At 70.5% G+C, this 14913-nt stretch carries 15 protein-coding genes; 9 read left to right on the top strand and 6 right to left on the bottom strand.

What is annotated here, in order from left to right; all coding sequences use genetic code 11:
* Positions 1-50: 50 nt before the first annotated feature.
* Complete coding sequence (locus tag BLV39_RS05885; protein WP_090788162.1) at positions 51-1688, bottom strand: peptide ABC transporter substrate-binding protein; 1638 nt, start codon at positions 1686-1688, stop codon at positions 51-53.
* Positions 1689-2307: 619 nt separating this feature from the next.
* Here BLV39_RS05885 and BLV39_RS05880 point away from each other — a divergent pair.
* Together BLV39_RS05880 and mdh are read left to right on the top strand one after the other, a co-directional pair.
* Positions 2308-3360, top strand: coding sequence for a M23 family metallopeptidase (locus tag BLV39_RS05880; protein WP_176984780.1), 1053 nt, complete (start codon positions 2308-2310; stop codon positions 3358-3360).
* 69 nt (positions 3361-3429) lie between these two features.
* Positions 3430-4380 carry a malate dehydrogenase gene (gene mdh / locus BLV39_RS05875; RefSeq protein WP_090788158.1) on the top strand — a complete coding sequence of 317 codons (951 nt, stop codon included), beginning with the start codon at positions 3430-3432 and terminating at the stop codon, positions 4378-4380.
* Here mdh and BLV39_RS05870 read toward each other — a convergent pair.
* Entirely contained in the window at positions 4377-5171 is a 795-nt protein-coding gene (locus tag BLV39_RS05870) for an MBL fold metallo-hydrolase (protein ID WP_090788156.1), read from the bottom strand. The two genes, mdh and BLV39_RS05870, sit on opposite strands and share 4 nt — an antisense overlap.
* Before the next feature lie 97 nt (positions 5172-5268).
* Between BLV39_RS05870 and BLV39_RS05865 the strand changes: the two genes are divergently transcribed.
* The 5 genes from BLV39_RS05865 (at position 5269) to BLV39_RS05845 (ending at position 8843) form a co-directional block, all read left to right on the top strand.
* On the top strand, positions 5269-6483 hold the full coding sequence (locus tag BLV39_RS05865) for an NADP-dependent isocitrate dehydrogenase (RefSeq protein ID WP_090788154.1): 1215 nt from the start codon (positions 5269-5271) through the stop codon (positions 6481-6483).
* Between the two features lie 81 nt (positions 6484-6564).
* Complete coding sequence (locus BLV39_RS05860) at positions 6565-7377, top strand: methyltransferase domain-containing protein (protein ID WP_204082796.1); 813 nt, start codon at positions 6565-6567, stop codon at positions 7375-7377.
* Positions 7374-7979, top strand: a complete 606-nt coding sequence (locus BLV39_RS05855) for a pentapeptide repeat-containing protein (RefSeq protein ID WP_239083730.1) — start codon at positions 7374-7376, stop codon at positions 7977-7979. The genes BLV39_RS05860 and BLV39_RS05855 overlap by 4 nt, the downstream gene beginning before the upstream one ends.
* Complete coding sequence (locus BLV39_RS05850; RefSeq protein ID WP_090788150.1) at positions 7979-8617, top strand: formylglycine-generating enzyme family protein; 639 nt, start codon at positions 7979-7981, stop codon at positions 8615-8617. Before BLV39_RS05855 ends, BLV39_RS05850 begins: the two co-directional genes overlap by 1 nt.
* Positions 8598-8843: a hypothetical protein gene (locus BLV39_RS05845; RefSeq protein WP_090788149.1), complete on the top strand. Its 246-nt coding sequence runs from the start codon at positions 8598-8600 to the stop codon at positions 8841-8843. The genes BLV39_RS05850 and BLV39_RS05845 overlap by 20 nt, the downstream gene beginning before the upstream one ends.
* Here the strand turns inward: BLV39_RS05845 and BLV39_RS05840 are convergent.
* On the bottom strand, positions 8840-9376 hold the full coding sequence (locus tag BLV39_RS05840) for a phosphohydrolase (protein ID WP_204082795.1): 537 nt from the start codon (positions 9374-9376) through the stop codon (positions 8840-8842). The two genes, BLV39_RS05845 and BLV39_RS05840, sit on opposite strands and share 4 nt — an antisense overlap.
* A 78-nt stretch (positions 9377-9454) precedes the next feature.
* Here BLV39_RS05840 and BLV39_RS05835 point away from each other — a divergent pair, with 78 nt between their 5' ends.
* Positions 9455-9778: a plasmid stabilization protein gene (locus BLV39_RS05835; protein ID WP_090788145.1), complete on the top strand. Its 324-nt coding sequence runs from the start codon at positions 9455-9457 to the stop codon at positions 9776-9778.
* A 486-nt stretch (positions 9779-10264) separates the two neighbouring features.
* On the opposite strand, the gene purH is transcribed toward BLV39_RS05835, so the two are convergent.
* Positions 10265-11821: a bifunctional phosphoribosylaminoimidazolecarboxamide formyltransferase/IMP cyclohydrolase gene (gene purH, locus BLV39_RS05830; protein WP_090788143.1), complete on the bottom strand. Its 1557-nt coding sequence runs from the start codon at positions 11819-11821 to the stop codon at positions 10265-10267.
* The gene (purN, locus tag BLV39_RS05825; RefSeq protein WP_090788141.1) at positions 11818-12429 is read right to left on the bottom strand and encodes a phosphoribosylglycinamide formyltransferase; all 612 of its coding nucleotides are present in this window, start codon (positions 12427-12429) and stop codon (positions 11818-11820) included. The genes purH and purN overlap by 4 nt, the downstream gene beginning before the upstream one ends.
* A 106-nt stretch (positions 12430-12535) precedes the next feature.
* Between purN and BLV39_RS05820 the strand changes: the two genes are divergently transcribed.
* Positions 12536-12844 carry a hypothetical protein gene (locus tag BLV39_RS05820; protein WP_090788139.1) on the top strand — a complete coding sequence of 103 codons (309 nt, stop codon included), beginning with the start codon at positions 12536-12538 and terminating at the stop codon, positions 12842-12844.
* Between the two features lie 27 nt (positions 12845-12871).
* Here the strand turns inward: BLV39_RS05820 and BLV39_RS05815 are convergent, their stop codons facing one another.
* The gene (locus BLV39_RS05815; RefSeq protein WP_176984779.1) at positions 12872-14326 is read right to left on the bottom strand and encodes a cell division protein PerM; all 1455 of its coding nucleotides are present in this window, start codon (positions 14324-14326) and stop codon (positions 12872-12874) included.
* Positions 14327-14913: the final 587 nt, after the last annotated feature.

The following is a 14913-nucleotide window of genomic DNA, read 5'->3' as shown; positions in this document are numbered from 1 at the left end:
GCCGACGACCGCCGGTCCCGAAAGAACCGGCGGTCGCGCGGTGCGTCAGGTCAGCCCAGCACCTCGATCTGGTTGAGGTCGATCCGGCTGAACAGGTCGACGACCACGTTCTGCACGCGGGTCGAGAACCCGAAGTTGTTCTGCGTGAAGCGCAGCGGGATGACCGGGAGCTGCTGGGCCAGAATGTTCTCGGCCTCCTGGTACTTCACGATCGATTCTTCCGGCGTCTTCGCCGCGGCGCCCTCGCCGACCAGTCGGTCGAAGTCGGCGTTGCTGAAGCCGTAGTAGTTGGACGAGCCCTTGGTCGTGTAGAGCGGGCCCAGGTAGCTCTCCATGGACGGGTAGTCCATGGTCCAGCCGAGCCGGAAGATGCCGACCGGCTTCTTCTCCTCGACCTTGGTCAGCAGGTCCGCGATCTTCGCTTCCGGCACGGTCACGCACTCGACGCCGAGGTTGGCGTTGAGCTGGTTGCAGGTCGCGTCGATCCAGTCCTTGTGCGGACCGTCCGAGTTGTAGGTCAGCGTCAGCCTGTTCGGGCCGTTGGCCGACTGGTAGAGGCTCTTGGCCTTGCCCGGGTCGAACTCGCAGGCCTCACCGCAGGTGTTCTCCCGGTAGCCGGCGACGACCGGCGAGACGAACGACCGGGCCGACTGCTGGGACCCCTTGAAGACCGACCGGACGATCTCGTCGCGGTCGATCGCCATCGAGATCGCCTTGCGCACGTCGGGGTTCTTGAACTCTTCCTCGAACGTCGGGAAGGCCAGGAACTGGAACTGCGACGCCGAGCTTCGCTGGAACCGGTCACCGAGGTCGTCCGGAGCGGTCACGATGCTCTCGGTCGGGATCTGCGGGATCACGTCGAGGTTGTCGGAGAGGACATCCGCGTACGCGGCGCTGGGCTGCAGGTAGATGCGGAACTCGACGCCGCCGACCTTGGGCTTGGTGCCCGGGAAGCCGTCGTACTTGGCCACCTCGACCTTGGCGTCGTGCTCCCACTTGCCGTTCATCTGGAACGGGCCGTTGCCGATCGGGGCGGCCTCGAAGTCTTCGTTGATCACGCCGGGAGAGGAGAACGCGGCGTTCGGCAGCGGGTAGAACGCGCTGTAGCCGAGCACCGTCTCGAACTCCGTGAACGGCTCGGCCAGCGTGACCTGGAAGGTCAGGTCGTCGATCTTCTTCAGGCCGCTCATCGTCTTGGCCGTCGGCGGATCGGCCTTCTTCGGACCGTCGGCGCCGTCCGGGTCCGTGCCGAGCTGGGTTGCCCCGAAGCCCTGGATCCGGCTGAAGAAGTAGCCGTTGTTCTGCGCGTTCGGACCGTACGCGGCGTAGTTCCAGGCGTTGATGTAGTTGTCGGCGGTGACCTTCTCGCCGTTGTGGAAGGTGTAGCCGTCCTTGAGCTTGATCGTCCAGACCCGGTGGTCGTCGGACGCCTCGATCGACTGGGCGGCGTCCGGCACGGGCTTGAAGCTCTGGTCGTAGCCGACCAGAGACGCGTACAGCGCGGACAGCACCTGGATGCCGCTCGCGTCATTGGTGTTGGACGGCAGGAGGTGCTGCGGTTCGGCGATCTGGATGCTGACCACACCGGTCGGATCGACCTTCGCGGAATCGCCACTGTTGCATCCGACCAGGCCGGCGGTGATGGCCAGGGGAACGAGGGTCCGGGCGATCAGCCTGCGAACCTGCATGGAGCCTCCTTGGTGGCACTTGCTCGCGCGCGCGGGTCGACGCGCCACCGGTCGGGTGACGCAGTGCAACGTCGGCAAAGGTAAGTCAACGGACTCCCTCAGCCAAACCGGCGGATCACGACGAGGTCACGACGCCGGTCGCCAGGTGTTGCGGATCAAGCTCTTCGTCTGTTGTGGAACGGCCACACAGTGCAAGGTCCACGAATGGGCCGGGGCAAATTATGCCTCAGGTCCAGGGGCAAAACGGCCCGTCCCTAAGACCGACATGTCGGACATGGAGCGCGGATCGCGGCGAGCAAGCGACTACCCACTGTGACCGGTGCCCGATCGAGCGGGCTCCACCTGCGGACGGGCTGCCCGGCGGTCGAGGCGGGCCACCGCGAAGGCCCCCGGCGGAGTCGCGTCGCCGCCCTGACCAACCTGGCCGACCGGGCCGAAAACCGTTGAGCCCGGATCGCCGTCGGCGTGGCGGCGTGACCGAGATGCCCTAATTTCCGATCATCGTATTATGCGACTCCGTATCGCAATAGCCGCATCTGCCGTCCTAACCGCACTGATCGGAACCGCCGGGGTCGCCAGCAGCGCCCAAGCCGGTCCGAAAGCCGACCTCACGGCTGCGGTGCGACAACTGTTGATCGCCCGCAGCAAGACGTCGACCGTCGCCGCGCCCGAGCCGCAAGTGAACATCGCCTCGCGCACCACCAAGACCTGGGGCTTCGGCACCGCGGTCCTGGTCGCCAAGGAAACGGCCGGAGCGTACCCGGAGGGTTGGCTGTTCATCGCCCACCGCGACAAGAACGGCTGGACCGCCGCCCTCGAAGGCGAGCCGGCGTTCGCCACCCTCGCCGGCAAGTCGCCGATCCTGAGCTCCGCGGAACGTCAGGCCTTCGGAGTCGACCGCCGAGCCGAGAAGTCACTCGACAAGCGCACCGGCCTCCGGCTGCCCTACGCCAACGGCCAGGCCTGGTTGCTGACCGGCGGTCCGCACCGCATGAGCAACACCGTCCGGAGCTCGATCGACCTGTCCGGCGGTGACGGCCGGGTGCTCGCGGCCCGCGCCGGGCTCGCGTACACGATGTGCTCGTCCGGCACTGGTTGGCTCCGGGTCATCCACGACCGCGGCTGGGCCACGGACTACTACCACCTGTCCGGCAACATCAAGGCGAGCGGCAAGAAGGTCGCCGACGGCGAGTTCCTCGGCAACATCGGCAACGACGTCTCCTGCGGCGGCTCGTCGACCGGCGCGCACGTGCACTTCTCCCTGCGCTACAGCAACAAGTACGTGGCGATCGACGGCACCGCGATCGGCAAGTGGGTGATCGAGGAGAACAAGGCCCTGTACGACGGGTTCGCGCTGCACGGCTCGACCCGGGCCGAGATCGGCGGCGAGCTGTACAACTACGGCCGACTCGGCTTCCGCCAGGGCATCGTCGACACCAACGGCGGCGGCAGCACGATCCACCGGTCAGGTCCGGGCGAAAGCTACTCACAGGTCGGTGAGACGGCCGACGGTGAGACGATCGACATCGTGTGCTCCAAGCGCGGCACGACGCACGTCGGGCGCAACGGGTTCACCACGAACCTGTGGAGCAAGCTCAAGGACGGCGGCTACATCAGCGACGCGTTCCTCTGGACCGGTCGCAGTGACCCGGTGAACGGCTGGTGCCCCTAGGTCCGGCGGCCCTGACCGGCGCTGATACGGTCGCGGGAAATCTGCCGGTAACAGGGAGTTGAGGCGACCATGGGCAAGAAGGTCACCGTCGTCGGTGCCGGTTTCTACGGCTCGACGACGGCGCAGCGGCTGGCCGAGTACGACGTCTTCGAGACCGTCGTGCTGACCGACATCATCGACGGCAAGCCCGAGGGTCTCGCCCTCGACATGAACCAGTCCCGGCCGATCGAGGGCTTCGAGACGGAGGTCGTCGGTGTCACCACGGGCACCGACGGCTCCGGCTACGAGAAGATCGCCGGTTCCGACATCGTCGTGATCACGGCCGGCCTGCCGCGCAAGCCGGGCATGAGCCGGATGGACCTGCTGGAGACCAACGCCAAGATCGTCCGTGGCGTCTCGGAGCAGGTGGCCCGGCACGCGCCGGACGCCGTCGTGATCGTCGTGTCGAACCCGCTCGACGAGATGACCGCGCTGGCCCAGATCGCCACCGGCTTCCCGAAGAACCAGGTGCTCGGCCAGGCCGGAATGCTCGACACCGCCCGGTTCAGCAACTTCGTCGCCGAGACGCTGGCCGTCCCGGTCGGCACCGTCAAGACCCTGACGCTGGGCTCGCACGGCGACACCATGGTGCCGGTGCCGTCGCAGTGCACGGTCAACGGCAAGCCGCTCTCCGAGCTCCTGCCCGCCGACAAGATCGACGAGCTGGTGGTCCGCACCCGCAACGGTGGCGCCGAGGTGGTCGCGCTGCTCAAGACGGGTTCGGCCTACTACGCCCCGTCGGCCGCCGCGGCCCGCATGGCGCGCGCGGTGGCCGAGGACAGCGGCACGGTGTTGCCGGTCTGCGCCTGGGTCGACGGTGAGTACGGGATCTCCGGCGTCTACCTCGGCGTCGAGGCCGAGATCGGCGCCGGCGGCGTGAAGCGGGTCGTCGAGACCGACCTCACCGAGTCGGAGCGCGCCGCCCTGAGCGAGGCCGCCGAGGCGGTCCGCGCCAAGCAGGGCGACATCGCCAACCTCTAGATCTTGATGAAGGGGTCGCCCAGGTGGGAAACCGCCAGGGTGGCCCCTTTTTCGCGCGCCTCGCGCAGCAACGCGACGCGGGTCGTGCGAGCCAGTTCGGGATCCATTTCGTGCGTGTACGCCGTCTCCGGCGCGACCACCTGGACGGCGTGCACGAACAGGTCGCCCGTGACCACCACCAGGTCGCCGCCGTCTTCGAGCAGCACGCACTGGTGGCCAGGGGTGTGGCCCGGAGTGTGGATGACCCGCAACCCCGGCGCCAGCCGGTGCTCGCCGTCGACCGCGTCGAGCAGACCGGCGGCCCGCAGCGGGTCCAGCGCGTACGGGCCGGCCGGGGCCGAGTGCTCCGCGATGGCCTCGATCTCGGTCTGCTGCATGACGTAGCGCGCGTTGGGGAAGAAGGGCTTGCCCGCCTGCATCGCCCAGCCGATGTGGTCGGTGTGCAGGTGGGTCAGGACGACCGTGTCGACATCGCCCGGGTCGATGCCGGCCTCCGCGAGCGAGGCGGGCAGCCGGCCGGGCACCGGTGCCCACGCGGCGGCGGGCGAGTCGGCCGGGCCGATGCCCGCGTCGACGATCACGGTGCGGCCGCCGAGGCGGATCGCGAAGCACCGGAAGCGGAGCAGCCAGTCGCCGCCCGCGGTCACCGAGGCCGGGTCGGTCTCGTCGGCTTTGCGCCAATCGTCTGCCGTTGCGGTGGGAAACGCCTTTGTGCGGGGTTCGAAAAAGGGACCTTCGCCGTCAGGCAGGACGATGATCGTGGCTTCTCCGACCTGGTGCTGGAGGGGCATCGCCCGATGCTCCCACGGTGAGGGGCGCGGCGAAGCCCCCCGAGCGGCTGCAGTACGCTCGTACTGCTAACGAGAAGTCCGAGAGGAGCGCCGGCGAATGGCCAAGATCAAGGTAGCGAATCCGGTCGTCGAGCTCGACGGCGACGAGATGACCCGGATCATCTGGAAGCAGATCCGGGAGCAGCTGGTCCAGCCGTATCTCGATGTCGACCTCGAGTACTACGACCTGTCGATCCAGCACCGCGACGCGACCGACGACCAGGTCACCATCGACGCGGCCAACGCCATCAAGCGGCACGGCGTCGGCGTCAAGTGCGCGACCATCACGCCCGACGAGGCCCGGGTCGAAGAGTTCGGCCTCAAGAAGATGTGGCGTTCGCCGAACGGCACGATCCGCAACATCCTCGGCGGCGTCGTGTTCCGCGAGCCGATCGTGATGTCCAACGTGCCGCGGCTGGTGCCCGGCTGGACCAAGCCGATCGTGATCGGCCGTCACGCGCACGGCGACCAGTACAAGGCGACCGACTTCGTGGTCCCCGGCCCGGGTCGCGTCACCATGACCTACACCCCCACCGACGGCTCCGCGCCGATGGAGTTCGAGATCGCCGACTTCGCCGGCGGCGGCGTCGCGATGGGCATGTACAACTTCGACGACTCGATCCGCGACTTCGCGCGGGCGTCGTTCCGGTACGGCCTCGAGCGCAGCTACCCGGTCTACCTGTCGACCAAGAACACGATCCTCAAGGCGTACGACGGCCGCTTCAAGGACCTGTTCCAGGAGGTCTTCGACGCCGAGTTCAAGGATAAGTTCGCGGCGGCCGGCATCACCTACGAGCACCGCCTGATCGACGACATGGTCGCGGCGGCGCTCAAGTGGGAGGGCGGCTTCGTCTGGGCCGCCAAGAACTACGACGGCGACGTGCAGTCGGACACCGTGGCGCAGGGCTTCGGCTCGCTGGGCCTGATGACCTCGGTGCTGATGACCCCGGACGGCAAGACCGTCGAGGCCGAGGCCGCGCACGGCACGGTCACCCGGCACTACCGCCAGTGGCAGAAGGGCGAGAAGACGTCGACGAACCCGATCGCGTCGATCTTCGCCTGGACCCGCGGTCTGGCCCACCGGGGCAAGGTCGACAACACCCCGGCGGTCACGGACTTCGCCAACAAGCTGGAGCAGGTCTGCATCGACACCGTCCAGGGCGGTCAGATGACCAAGGACCTGGCGCTGCTCATCTCCCGTGACGCGCCGTGGCTGACCACCGACGAGTTCATGAACGCGCTCGACGAGAACCTGGCCCGCAAGGTCGGCTGAGCTCTCGGTTCGTTCGGAGCCCGCCCACGCTAACCGTGGGCGGGCTTCCGCATGTACGGGTTGGCGCGGTGTGCTGGACCCATGTCGTATGCGTTGTCCGCCGAAGCGGCGGAGTTCTACGAGTCGACGTTCGTGCCCGCGCTGTTCGACTCGATGGCGCGGCGGGCGGTCGGGGCCGCCGGGTTGACGCCCGGGCGGGCCGTGCTCGACGTGGCCTGCGGAACGGGTGCGGTGGCCAGGGCCGCGTCCTCGGTGGTCGGCCCGACCGGCACGGTGGTAGGGGTGGACCGCAATCCGGCCATGCTGGCCGTGGCCCGCCGGCTGCGGCCGGACCTGCGCTGGCTGGAAGGTGACGCGTGCGCGTTGCCGTTCGCCGCGGGCACCTTCGACGTGGCCATCTCGCAGGCCGGGCTGATGTTCTTCGGCGACCCGGTGGCGGCGCTGCGGGAGCTGGGCCGCGTCGCCGGCCGCGTGGTGGTGCAGGTGCCGGGCCGGCTGTCCGAGAGTGCCGGCTACCGCGCGCTGGCTGAGGTGGTGTCCCGGCACGCCGGCCCGGCGACCGGTGACCTGCTGTCCGTCTACTTCAGCGCTGGGTCGCCGGCGTTCCTGGCGGACCTGATGGACCAGGCCGGGCTGTTGGTCGATCGTTTCGAGACGTGGACGGGTGCGACCCGGCTGGACTCGCTGGACACCTTCCTCGCGGTGGAGCTCCTGCCGTTCGGCGCTCTCGAACCCGACGTGCATGACCGGATCGTCGCCGACTGCCGCACAGCGCTGGCCTCCTTCGTCTCCCCGACGGGCGCGGTCGCGGCGCCCATCGAAGTCCAACTGGTCACCGCACGGGCGTTGCCGGGTGCGCGGGCCGGCGGGCCGGTTGGCATGCTGTCGGGGTGATCGAAGCGGGTGCGACGTACGTTGGTTCTCGGTTCACGGTCGAGGACTGGGCGCTGGACGAGCTCGACCGGGTCACCTTCGAACGCTGCGCGTTCGACGAGGTCGACCTGACCGAGGCCGTGCTGACCGGCTGCCGGTTCGACGAGTGCGACCTGTCGAGGGTGAAGCTGTCCAGCGCGGTGTTGACCCGCTGCGCCCTGCTGCGCTGCACGATCCGCAAGTCCGTCTTCTTCAATGCCCGGCTCGAGGACTGCAAGCTGACCGGCACCACGTTCGACGAGTGCGACCTGCGTCCGCTGACCGTGACCGGCGGCGACTGGTCCTTCGTCGTGGCCCGCGGCGCGAAGCTCAGCGGGGTCACCCTGGCCGGCGTCAAGCTGCGCGACGCCGACCTCAGCGACGCCGACCTGACCCGCTGCGACCTGCGCGGCGCCGACCTGGCCGGCGCCCAGCTCCGCCAGGCCGCGCTGAAGGGCGCCGACCTGCGCGGTGCGGACCTCGCCAACGTGGCGCTGAACGAGCTCGACCTGACCGGCGTACGCATGGACCTCGCGCAGGCAGCACTGGTGGCGATCAGCTACGGCGCCATCGTCGAGCCGTGATGGTCCCGGTGCCGGGCGGGGAGGTGACGCTGTCCGACCGCCGTACCCAGACCCGGTGGTCGGTCGCCGTCGAAGCCTTCCATCTGGGTGCGTTCCCGGTGACACAGGCCGAATACGCCGCGGTCACGGGCGACCGCCCGAGCGCCGCAACCGGTGACCGGCTGCCGGTCGAAACGGTCTCGTGGCTGGACGCGGTCCGGTATTGCAACCTTCGTTCGGTGGCCGAGGACCTGACACCGGCGTACGCGATCGCTGGCGAAGACGTGGACTGGGACCGGTCGGCCGACGGCTACCGGCTGCCGACGGAGGCCGAGTGGGAGCACGCCTGCCGCGCCGGCACGACCGGCCCGCGCTACGGCCCACTGGACGAGATCGCCTGGTACCGCGGCAACTCCGGCGAGCGGATCCACGAGGTCGGCAGCCGCGAGCCCAACGCCTGGGGCCTCCACGACATGCTCGGCAACGTCTGGGACTGGTGCTGGGACATCTACGACGCCGAGGTCTACGGCACGTACCGCGTCCTGCGCGGAGGCGGTTGGTGCGACGAACACTGGAGCTGCCGCGCCTCGGTGCGCCGCCGCAGCCACCCGACCTTCCGCGTCGAAGACCTGGGCTTCCGTGTCGCCCGCTCCGGATGAACCGACCACCCCGGCCGAGTTCCGGGCCGAGCTGATCCGCTGGGCGGCCCGGGACCAGGGCACGGACACCCGTGACGAGCTCCTGCGCCTGCGCGACCTGGTCGACCAGGCCCGCCGCGCCGGCGTCGACCTGACCCCGATCCTGGCGGAGGTGGCCGAGCTGTCCAGCACGGAAGACCGCTACGGCATGGGCTCGACCCGCGACATCCTGCGCCGCCACATCTAGGCGGGATGACGCGCCTGGTAGGCCAGCCGCTCGTCGGCGCCGGCCGCGATCGCGTCGAGGATGTCGTCGAGCCCGGCGAACGCCTCCCACCGCGCGACGCCGCAGTCGGCGGCGAGTCGCGCGATGACCAGATCTTCGAGGTCGGGCACCCGCTTGGCCTTCCAGACCTTGTCGGCCAGGCTGACCAGATGGTCGTCGACGGTCGTGCCCGGCGCCGTCCAACTGCCGTGCGTGCCGGCGAAACGCGCCAACCGCGGTGCCACGCCCCGGGCGATGAGCAGCGCCTCCCCGGCAGGCTCGTGCCGGGACCCCGGGCCGGTCAGCTCCTCCCGGTGGACGACCTTGCCGATGTCGTGAGTCGCCGCACCGTAAAGAACCGCCGCCCGATCGAAGTCCAGCGCCGGGTACCGGGCCGCCAGCGCACCGGTCAACTCAACCGCGACATCGTGTACGAGCCGCAGGTGCGCGACCAGCCGCGCGGGTGCGTCGAACTCCACCAACAGTTCACGGACCGCATCAGGCAGCGTCAGCACGGCACAACAGTAGCCACGGCCGGTTTGTGTATCGGGCGGCTGGGAACTCAGGCATCGTCAGGCTGGAAGGAGGCCGTGATGCCCGCAGGGTCGAACGCCAAGCGTGAGCGGCAGTACAAGCACATCAAGCAGAGCGTCAAGAAACGCGGCGCGTCGACCGGGTTGGCCGAGGAGATCGCCGCCCGGACGGTGAACAAGGAGCGCGCCCGCGCCGGTGAGTCGCGGACCGCCAGCCGCAGCTCGATCGACGACGTGTCGTCCGGGCACCGCGGCGGCAAGCGGTCGCACTCCGGCGCACAGGGCCGCACCAAGGAACAGCTCTACAACGAGGCCAAGCAGCGCAATCTCAAAGGCCGCTCCCGCATGACCAAGGCGGAGCTGGAACGGGCGCTCTCCCGCTGACCTCGCGGGAACCCGGGACCGCCATCGTGGCTCTGCCTAGGCATGGTCATGAGTGTGCGGCGTCTCGGTGTGGTGCTGGCCGGTCTCGTGCTGGTGCTCGCGGCGGGCTGTTCGGGGGATCGGGAAGCCGCACCCACACCATCGCCGCCGGCCGCCTGTGCCTCGCCGGTCAACAGCGAGATGCAGGGGACCGGCTCCCTCTGGGCGCTGTTCTTCCCCACCCAGGGGCATACCGCGCCTTGTCGCCGGCGCCGAAACGAAGATCGTCTGGAAGATCGGCGGTGCAGGCGACTTCACCGTCTCGGCGACCGGTCCCGACGGCTCCCAGGCGAAGCTGGCCTGGGGGCCGACGGGACACAGCGGCAGCACCTGGGAACGCCCCGGCACCGAATACGGCACCGGGTTCGTGTTCCCGGAACCGGGCTGCTGGACGATCACCGCGCAGCGCGCCAACGGCGAGCGCGGCGAACTCCGGCTGACCGTGGCCTAGTGGAAGAAGTGCCTGGCGCCGGTCAGGTACATGGTCACCCCGGCCGCCTCGGCTGCCGCGATCACCTCTTCGTCGCGCATCGAGCCGCCCGGTTGCACCACCGCGCGTACGCCCGCGTCCGCCAGGATCTGGAAGCCGTCGGCGAACGGGAAGAACGCGTCCGAAGCGGCGACCGCGCCGGCGGCGCGCTCGGCGCCTGCCCGGGAGACCGCCAGCCGCGCGCTGTCGACGCGGTTGACCTGGCCCATGCCGACGCCGACCGAGGCGCCGTCGTGGGCCAGCAGGATGGCGTTGGACTTGACCGAGCGGACCGCCCGCCAGGCGAACGCTAGGTCGGCCAGCACCTCGTCGGACACCGGGGTCCCGACCGCCAGGCGCCAGGCCGCCGGGTCGTCGCCGGGTGCGTCGATCGCGTCGCGCATCTGCACCAGGACGCCGCCGGTGATCGGCTTCCACTCGGCCGGCATCGGGTCGAAGGCGGGCGCCTTCAGCAACCGGATGCTCTTCTTGCGGCTCAGGATGTCCAGCGCACCGTCGGCGAAGGACGGCGCCACCAGCACCTCGGTGAAGACCTCCGCGACCTGCTCGGCCAGCTCGACGGTGACCTCGCGGTTGACCGCGATCACGCCGCCGAAGGCCGACACCGGGTCGCAGGCGTGCGCCTTGCGGTGTGCCTCGGCCACGTCGTCGCCCACTGCGATGCCGCACGGGTTGGCGTGCTTGATGATCGCGACGGCCGGCGCGTCGAAGTCGTGTGCCGAGCGCCAGGCGGCGTCCGCGTCCACGTAGTTGTTGTAGGACATCTCCTTGCCGTGCAACTGCTCGGCCTGCGCCAGCCCGGCCGGCGACGACGGGTTCGTGTAGAGCGCCGCCTGCTGGTGCGGGTTCTCGCCGTACCGCAGCGGCGTCTCGACGTGCAGGGTGAGCCCCGCGAAGGTCGGCCACTCGGCGGGCGCCACCGTGGTCGCGAAGAAGTCGGCCACCGCGACGTCGTAGTCCGCGATGTCGGCGAACGCCTTGGCCGCCAGCGTGCGGCGCTCCGCGAGGGTGAACCCACCACCGGAGACAGCGTTGAGCACCATCGGGTACGCCGTGGGCGAGGTCACCACCGCGACGGAGGCGTGGTTCTTCGCGGCCGCGCGGACCATCGCCGGGCCGCCGATGTCGATCTGCTCGATGGACTCGTCCACTGTGGCGCCGGAGGCGACCGTCTCCTGGAACGGGTACAGGTTGGACACCAGCAGCTCGAACGGCGCGATGTCGAGGTCGGTGAGCTGTTCGAGGTGTGCCGGCAGGCGGGTGTCGGCGAGCAGGCCGGCGTGCACCCGCGGGTGCAGCGTCTTGACCCGGCCGTCCAGCACCTCCGGAAAGCCGGTCAGGTCCTCGACCTTGGTGACCGGCACGCCCGCGGCGGCGATCGCCGCGGCCGTCGACCCGGTCGACACGATCTCCACGCCGCCGGCGTGCAGGGCGGTGGCGAGCTCGGTCAGCCCGGTCTTGTCGTACACGCTGACCAGGGCTCGTCGCAGCGGCCGCCGCGCGTCGTCGTTCATGGGATGGTGACCTTCCTTTCGGTGATGGTCCAGCCCTCGCGGACCAGGCGGCCGACGTTGTCGACGAGTTGCTTGCGCTCGGCGACCTTGATCCGCTCGGTGAGCGTCTCCTCGGTGTCGTCGGGCAGGACCGGCACGGCCGTCTGGGCCACGATCGGTCCGGTGTCGACACCCGCGTCGACGAAGAACAGCGTCGCGCCGGCGAGCTTGACCCCGTAGTCCAACGCGTCGCGCGGCCCGTGGATGCCGGGGAAAGCCGGCAGCAGCGCGTTGTGCGTGTTGAGGTAGCGGTCGCCGAAGGCGGTCAGGAAATGGTCGCCGACCAGCTTGAGGAAACCGGCGGAGATGACCAGGTCGGGCTTGTGCTCGGCGACGCGCTGCGTGAGCGCGACGTCCCAGGCGTCCCGGGACGGGTGGTCTTTCACCCGTTCGACGAAACTCGGCAGGCCGGCGGCGGCTGCCCGGTCGAGGCCGGCGATGCCGTCGCGGTCGGCACCGACCGCCACCACGGTCGCGCCGTAGCCGGGATCGGCACAGGCATCGAGAAGGGCGGCCAGGTTGCTGCCGGAGCCAGAGATCAGAACCACGATGCGAGCGGACACGGGCACGTAGGTAGACGATACCGGCCCACTTGGGCACCCCTCGCGACCGGCCTTGACGCAGTGATGATCTTCCAGGAATATTTGCAGGCCAACCACCCTGGAAGGACACTTCGTGACCAACCCATACCCGCCGCAGGGTTACGGCCCGCCGGCCCAACCGCAGAACAACACGATGGGCCTCGTGTCGCTGATCCTCGGCATCGCGTCGATCCCGCTCGTGTGCTGCGCGCCGCTCGGCATCGTGGCCGGCGCCGCTGCCGCCGTGCTCGGCCACCTGGGCAAGCAGAAGGTGGCACAGGGGCTGGCGAACAACCTCGGCCAGGCCAAGGCCGGCTTCATCTGTGGCCTCGTCGGCGGCGGCCTGTCCGTGCTGTCGCTCGTGCTCGGCCTGCTGAACGTCTTCAACTCGCCCGGCCTCTGACGGACTGACCGACCCTCGCCGGGGTTGTTACGGACCGGCGAGGGCTCGGGTCGCCGCCGCGCCCACAGTGGCGCCGATCGTCACCACGACCGCGCCGGCCAATGCGACCTGCCACGGCACCGGGCCCATCTCGGCCAGCCTCGGCCCGCCGACCGGCCCGCGCGAGACCAGCGCGGCCGCGCCGAGCAACAGACCGGCGATCGGCCCGCCGAGCGCGGCGGCACCGACCAGGGAACCCCACGAGCCCCGCCGGCCGCCGAGATGCCCAGCGGCCACGTCTCCCGCGCGCAGCCGGAGCACCCGGCGGGCCAGCAGCCAACCCGCGACCATTCCGGCCAGCACCGGCACCGCCAGCAGCAGCGCGCCGAGCCCGCCGACCGGTCCTTTGGGGATGCCCGCGGCCAGCGGCAGCGGCAGCAACGTGCCGACGTCGACCTCGGTGGTCCGCACGACGGTGTCCACCCCGACGGCGAAACCCGGACCCAGCAGGTACGCGGCCGCCCAGATCGCGGCGTTCGGCGCGTACGCCAGGCAGATCAGCGTGATGCCCACCTGCCCGGCGACGCCGGTGCGATAGGCGCCGAGCACGTCCGCCGCGTCACCACCGCTGAGCGCGACCGAGAGGCCGGCCATCGCGGCGCCGGTGCCGAGCACCAGGACCGCGCCGACCACGCCGGTGCGGATGCCGTCGCGCAGCACCGGGTTCATCCGCACCGCCATGACCCGCAGCGCTCCGGTCACCCGCAGCGCGCCGACCAACGCGGCCAGGAAGCCGAAGACGACGAAGTGCAGGAAGGCCCGCAGCGCGGAGGTCTCGAGCCCGGGCTGGTCGACCAGCAGGGCGGCGGCGGTGCCGACCACGCCGTAGCCGAGTGCGACGGTGCCGGCGACCGCGGCGGCCTGGAGCGGTGAGCCGCGCTGGGCGATGCCGTACGCCCGGCTGGTGTGCACGCCCGCCCGGCTGACCCGCCAGGCCGCGAAGACGCCGACGGCGAGCGGGGGCAGGCCGAGCGGGCCCAGCGAGGTGCCCAGCGGCACGCCGTGTGCGAGCAGCCAGGCGGCCAGCCCGGCCCGGGTGGCCCCGCCGAGTGTGTTGGCCCCCTCGGTGAGCTGCGCCAGGGTGAGCACGACGGCCACCGGCAGGAACGAGAACATCGCGGCGAACAGGGCCGCGACCGGGCCGGCGACCAGCAGCGGCGCGCGGCCGGCGGGCGGTGCCGTGCGCTGGCGTGGCAGGCGGACGGTCGGGCGGTTGCCCACATCCAGCCGCTCCGTCGGGCGGTTGCGAAGCTCCGCGTCGTCGGGCTCCGGCTCGGGTTCTGGCTCTGCGACGCGCTCGCGGGCCAGCGGTGGGTCGTCGTGGCGCGGAAGGTCCAGGCCGATCGCCTCGGCGTCCGAGCCCATGCCGGGGATGGGGCCCGTCGCCGGGTCCCGTCGGTCGTCGGCGGCCGGGGATTGGCCGTCGGGGGTCGGACTGCGCATCGCCGCCTACTTTTTCACGCCGGCCCCACTGGTTAGGCGCGACACCACGGACCTCGATCATCGCGTCAACCGGCGAAAGCGGACAAGCTTCGTAAAGTAGGGGATAACATACGTCGAACTACCTGATTCGGTCCCGAACGACCGGGAGGCGCCGCATGACCGCCGAGTATCCGCCCCGCGGGCAGGAGCCGGACGAGCCGCACCGATCCGCCGGCCCGCCGGCGCCCGGCGGCGCCGGCTCCGCGTCGGGTCCTCCCGATTCCGCCTGGGGACCGCCCGGAACACCGACGGGCCCGTCCTACCCGCCGGGTGGACCGGTGACGCCAGGGGCCAACCCGGACCCGCCGGGCGCGTACCCGCCGCCGACGTCCGGTCCGCCGTCGGGCTACCCCGGCTATCCGGGCCAGGACGCCAGCTACCCCTCGTATCCCCCGCCGCCCGGGCAGGAGCCGCCGCCGGGCGGTTACCCGCCGGGCCAGGAACCGCCGGGCTACGGTCCGCCGGTCGGCTACCCGCCGCCCGGACAGGGGCCAGGCTACCCACCGCCCCCCTACGGAGGCGGCGGCGGACCGGGCGGGCCAGGAGGG

The sequence above is a fragment of the Asanoa ishikariensis genome (genome assembly GCF_900107455.1).
Classification (GTDB): domain Bacteria; phylum Actinomycetota; class Actinomycetes; order Mycobacteriales; family Micromonosporaceae; genus Asanoa; species Asanoa ishikariensis.
The sequence above is the reverse complement of the archived record's forward strand: the minus strand, read 5'-3'. Positions and strand labels throughout refer to the sequence as shown.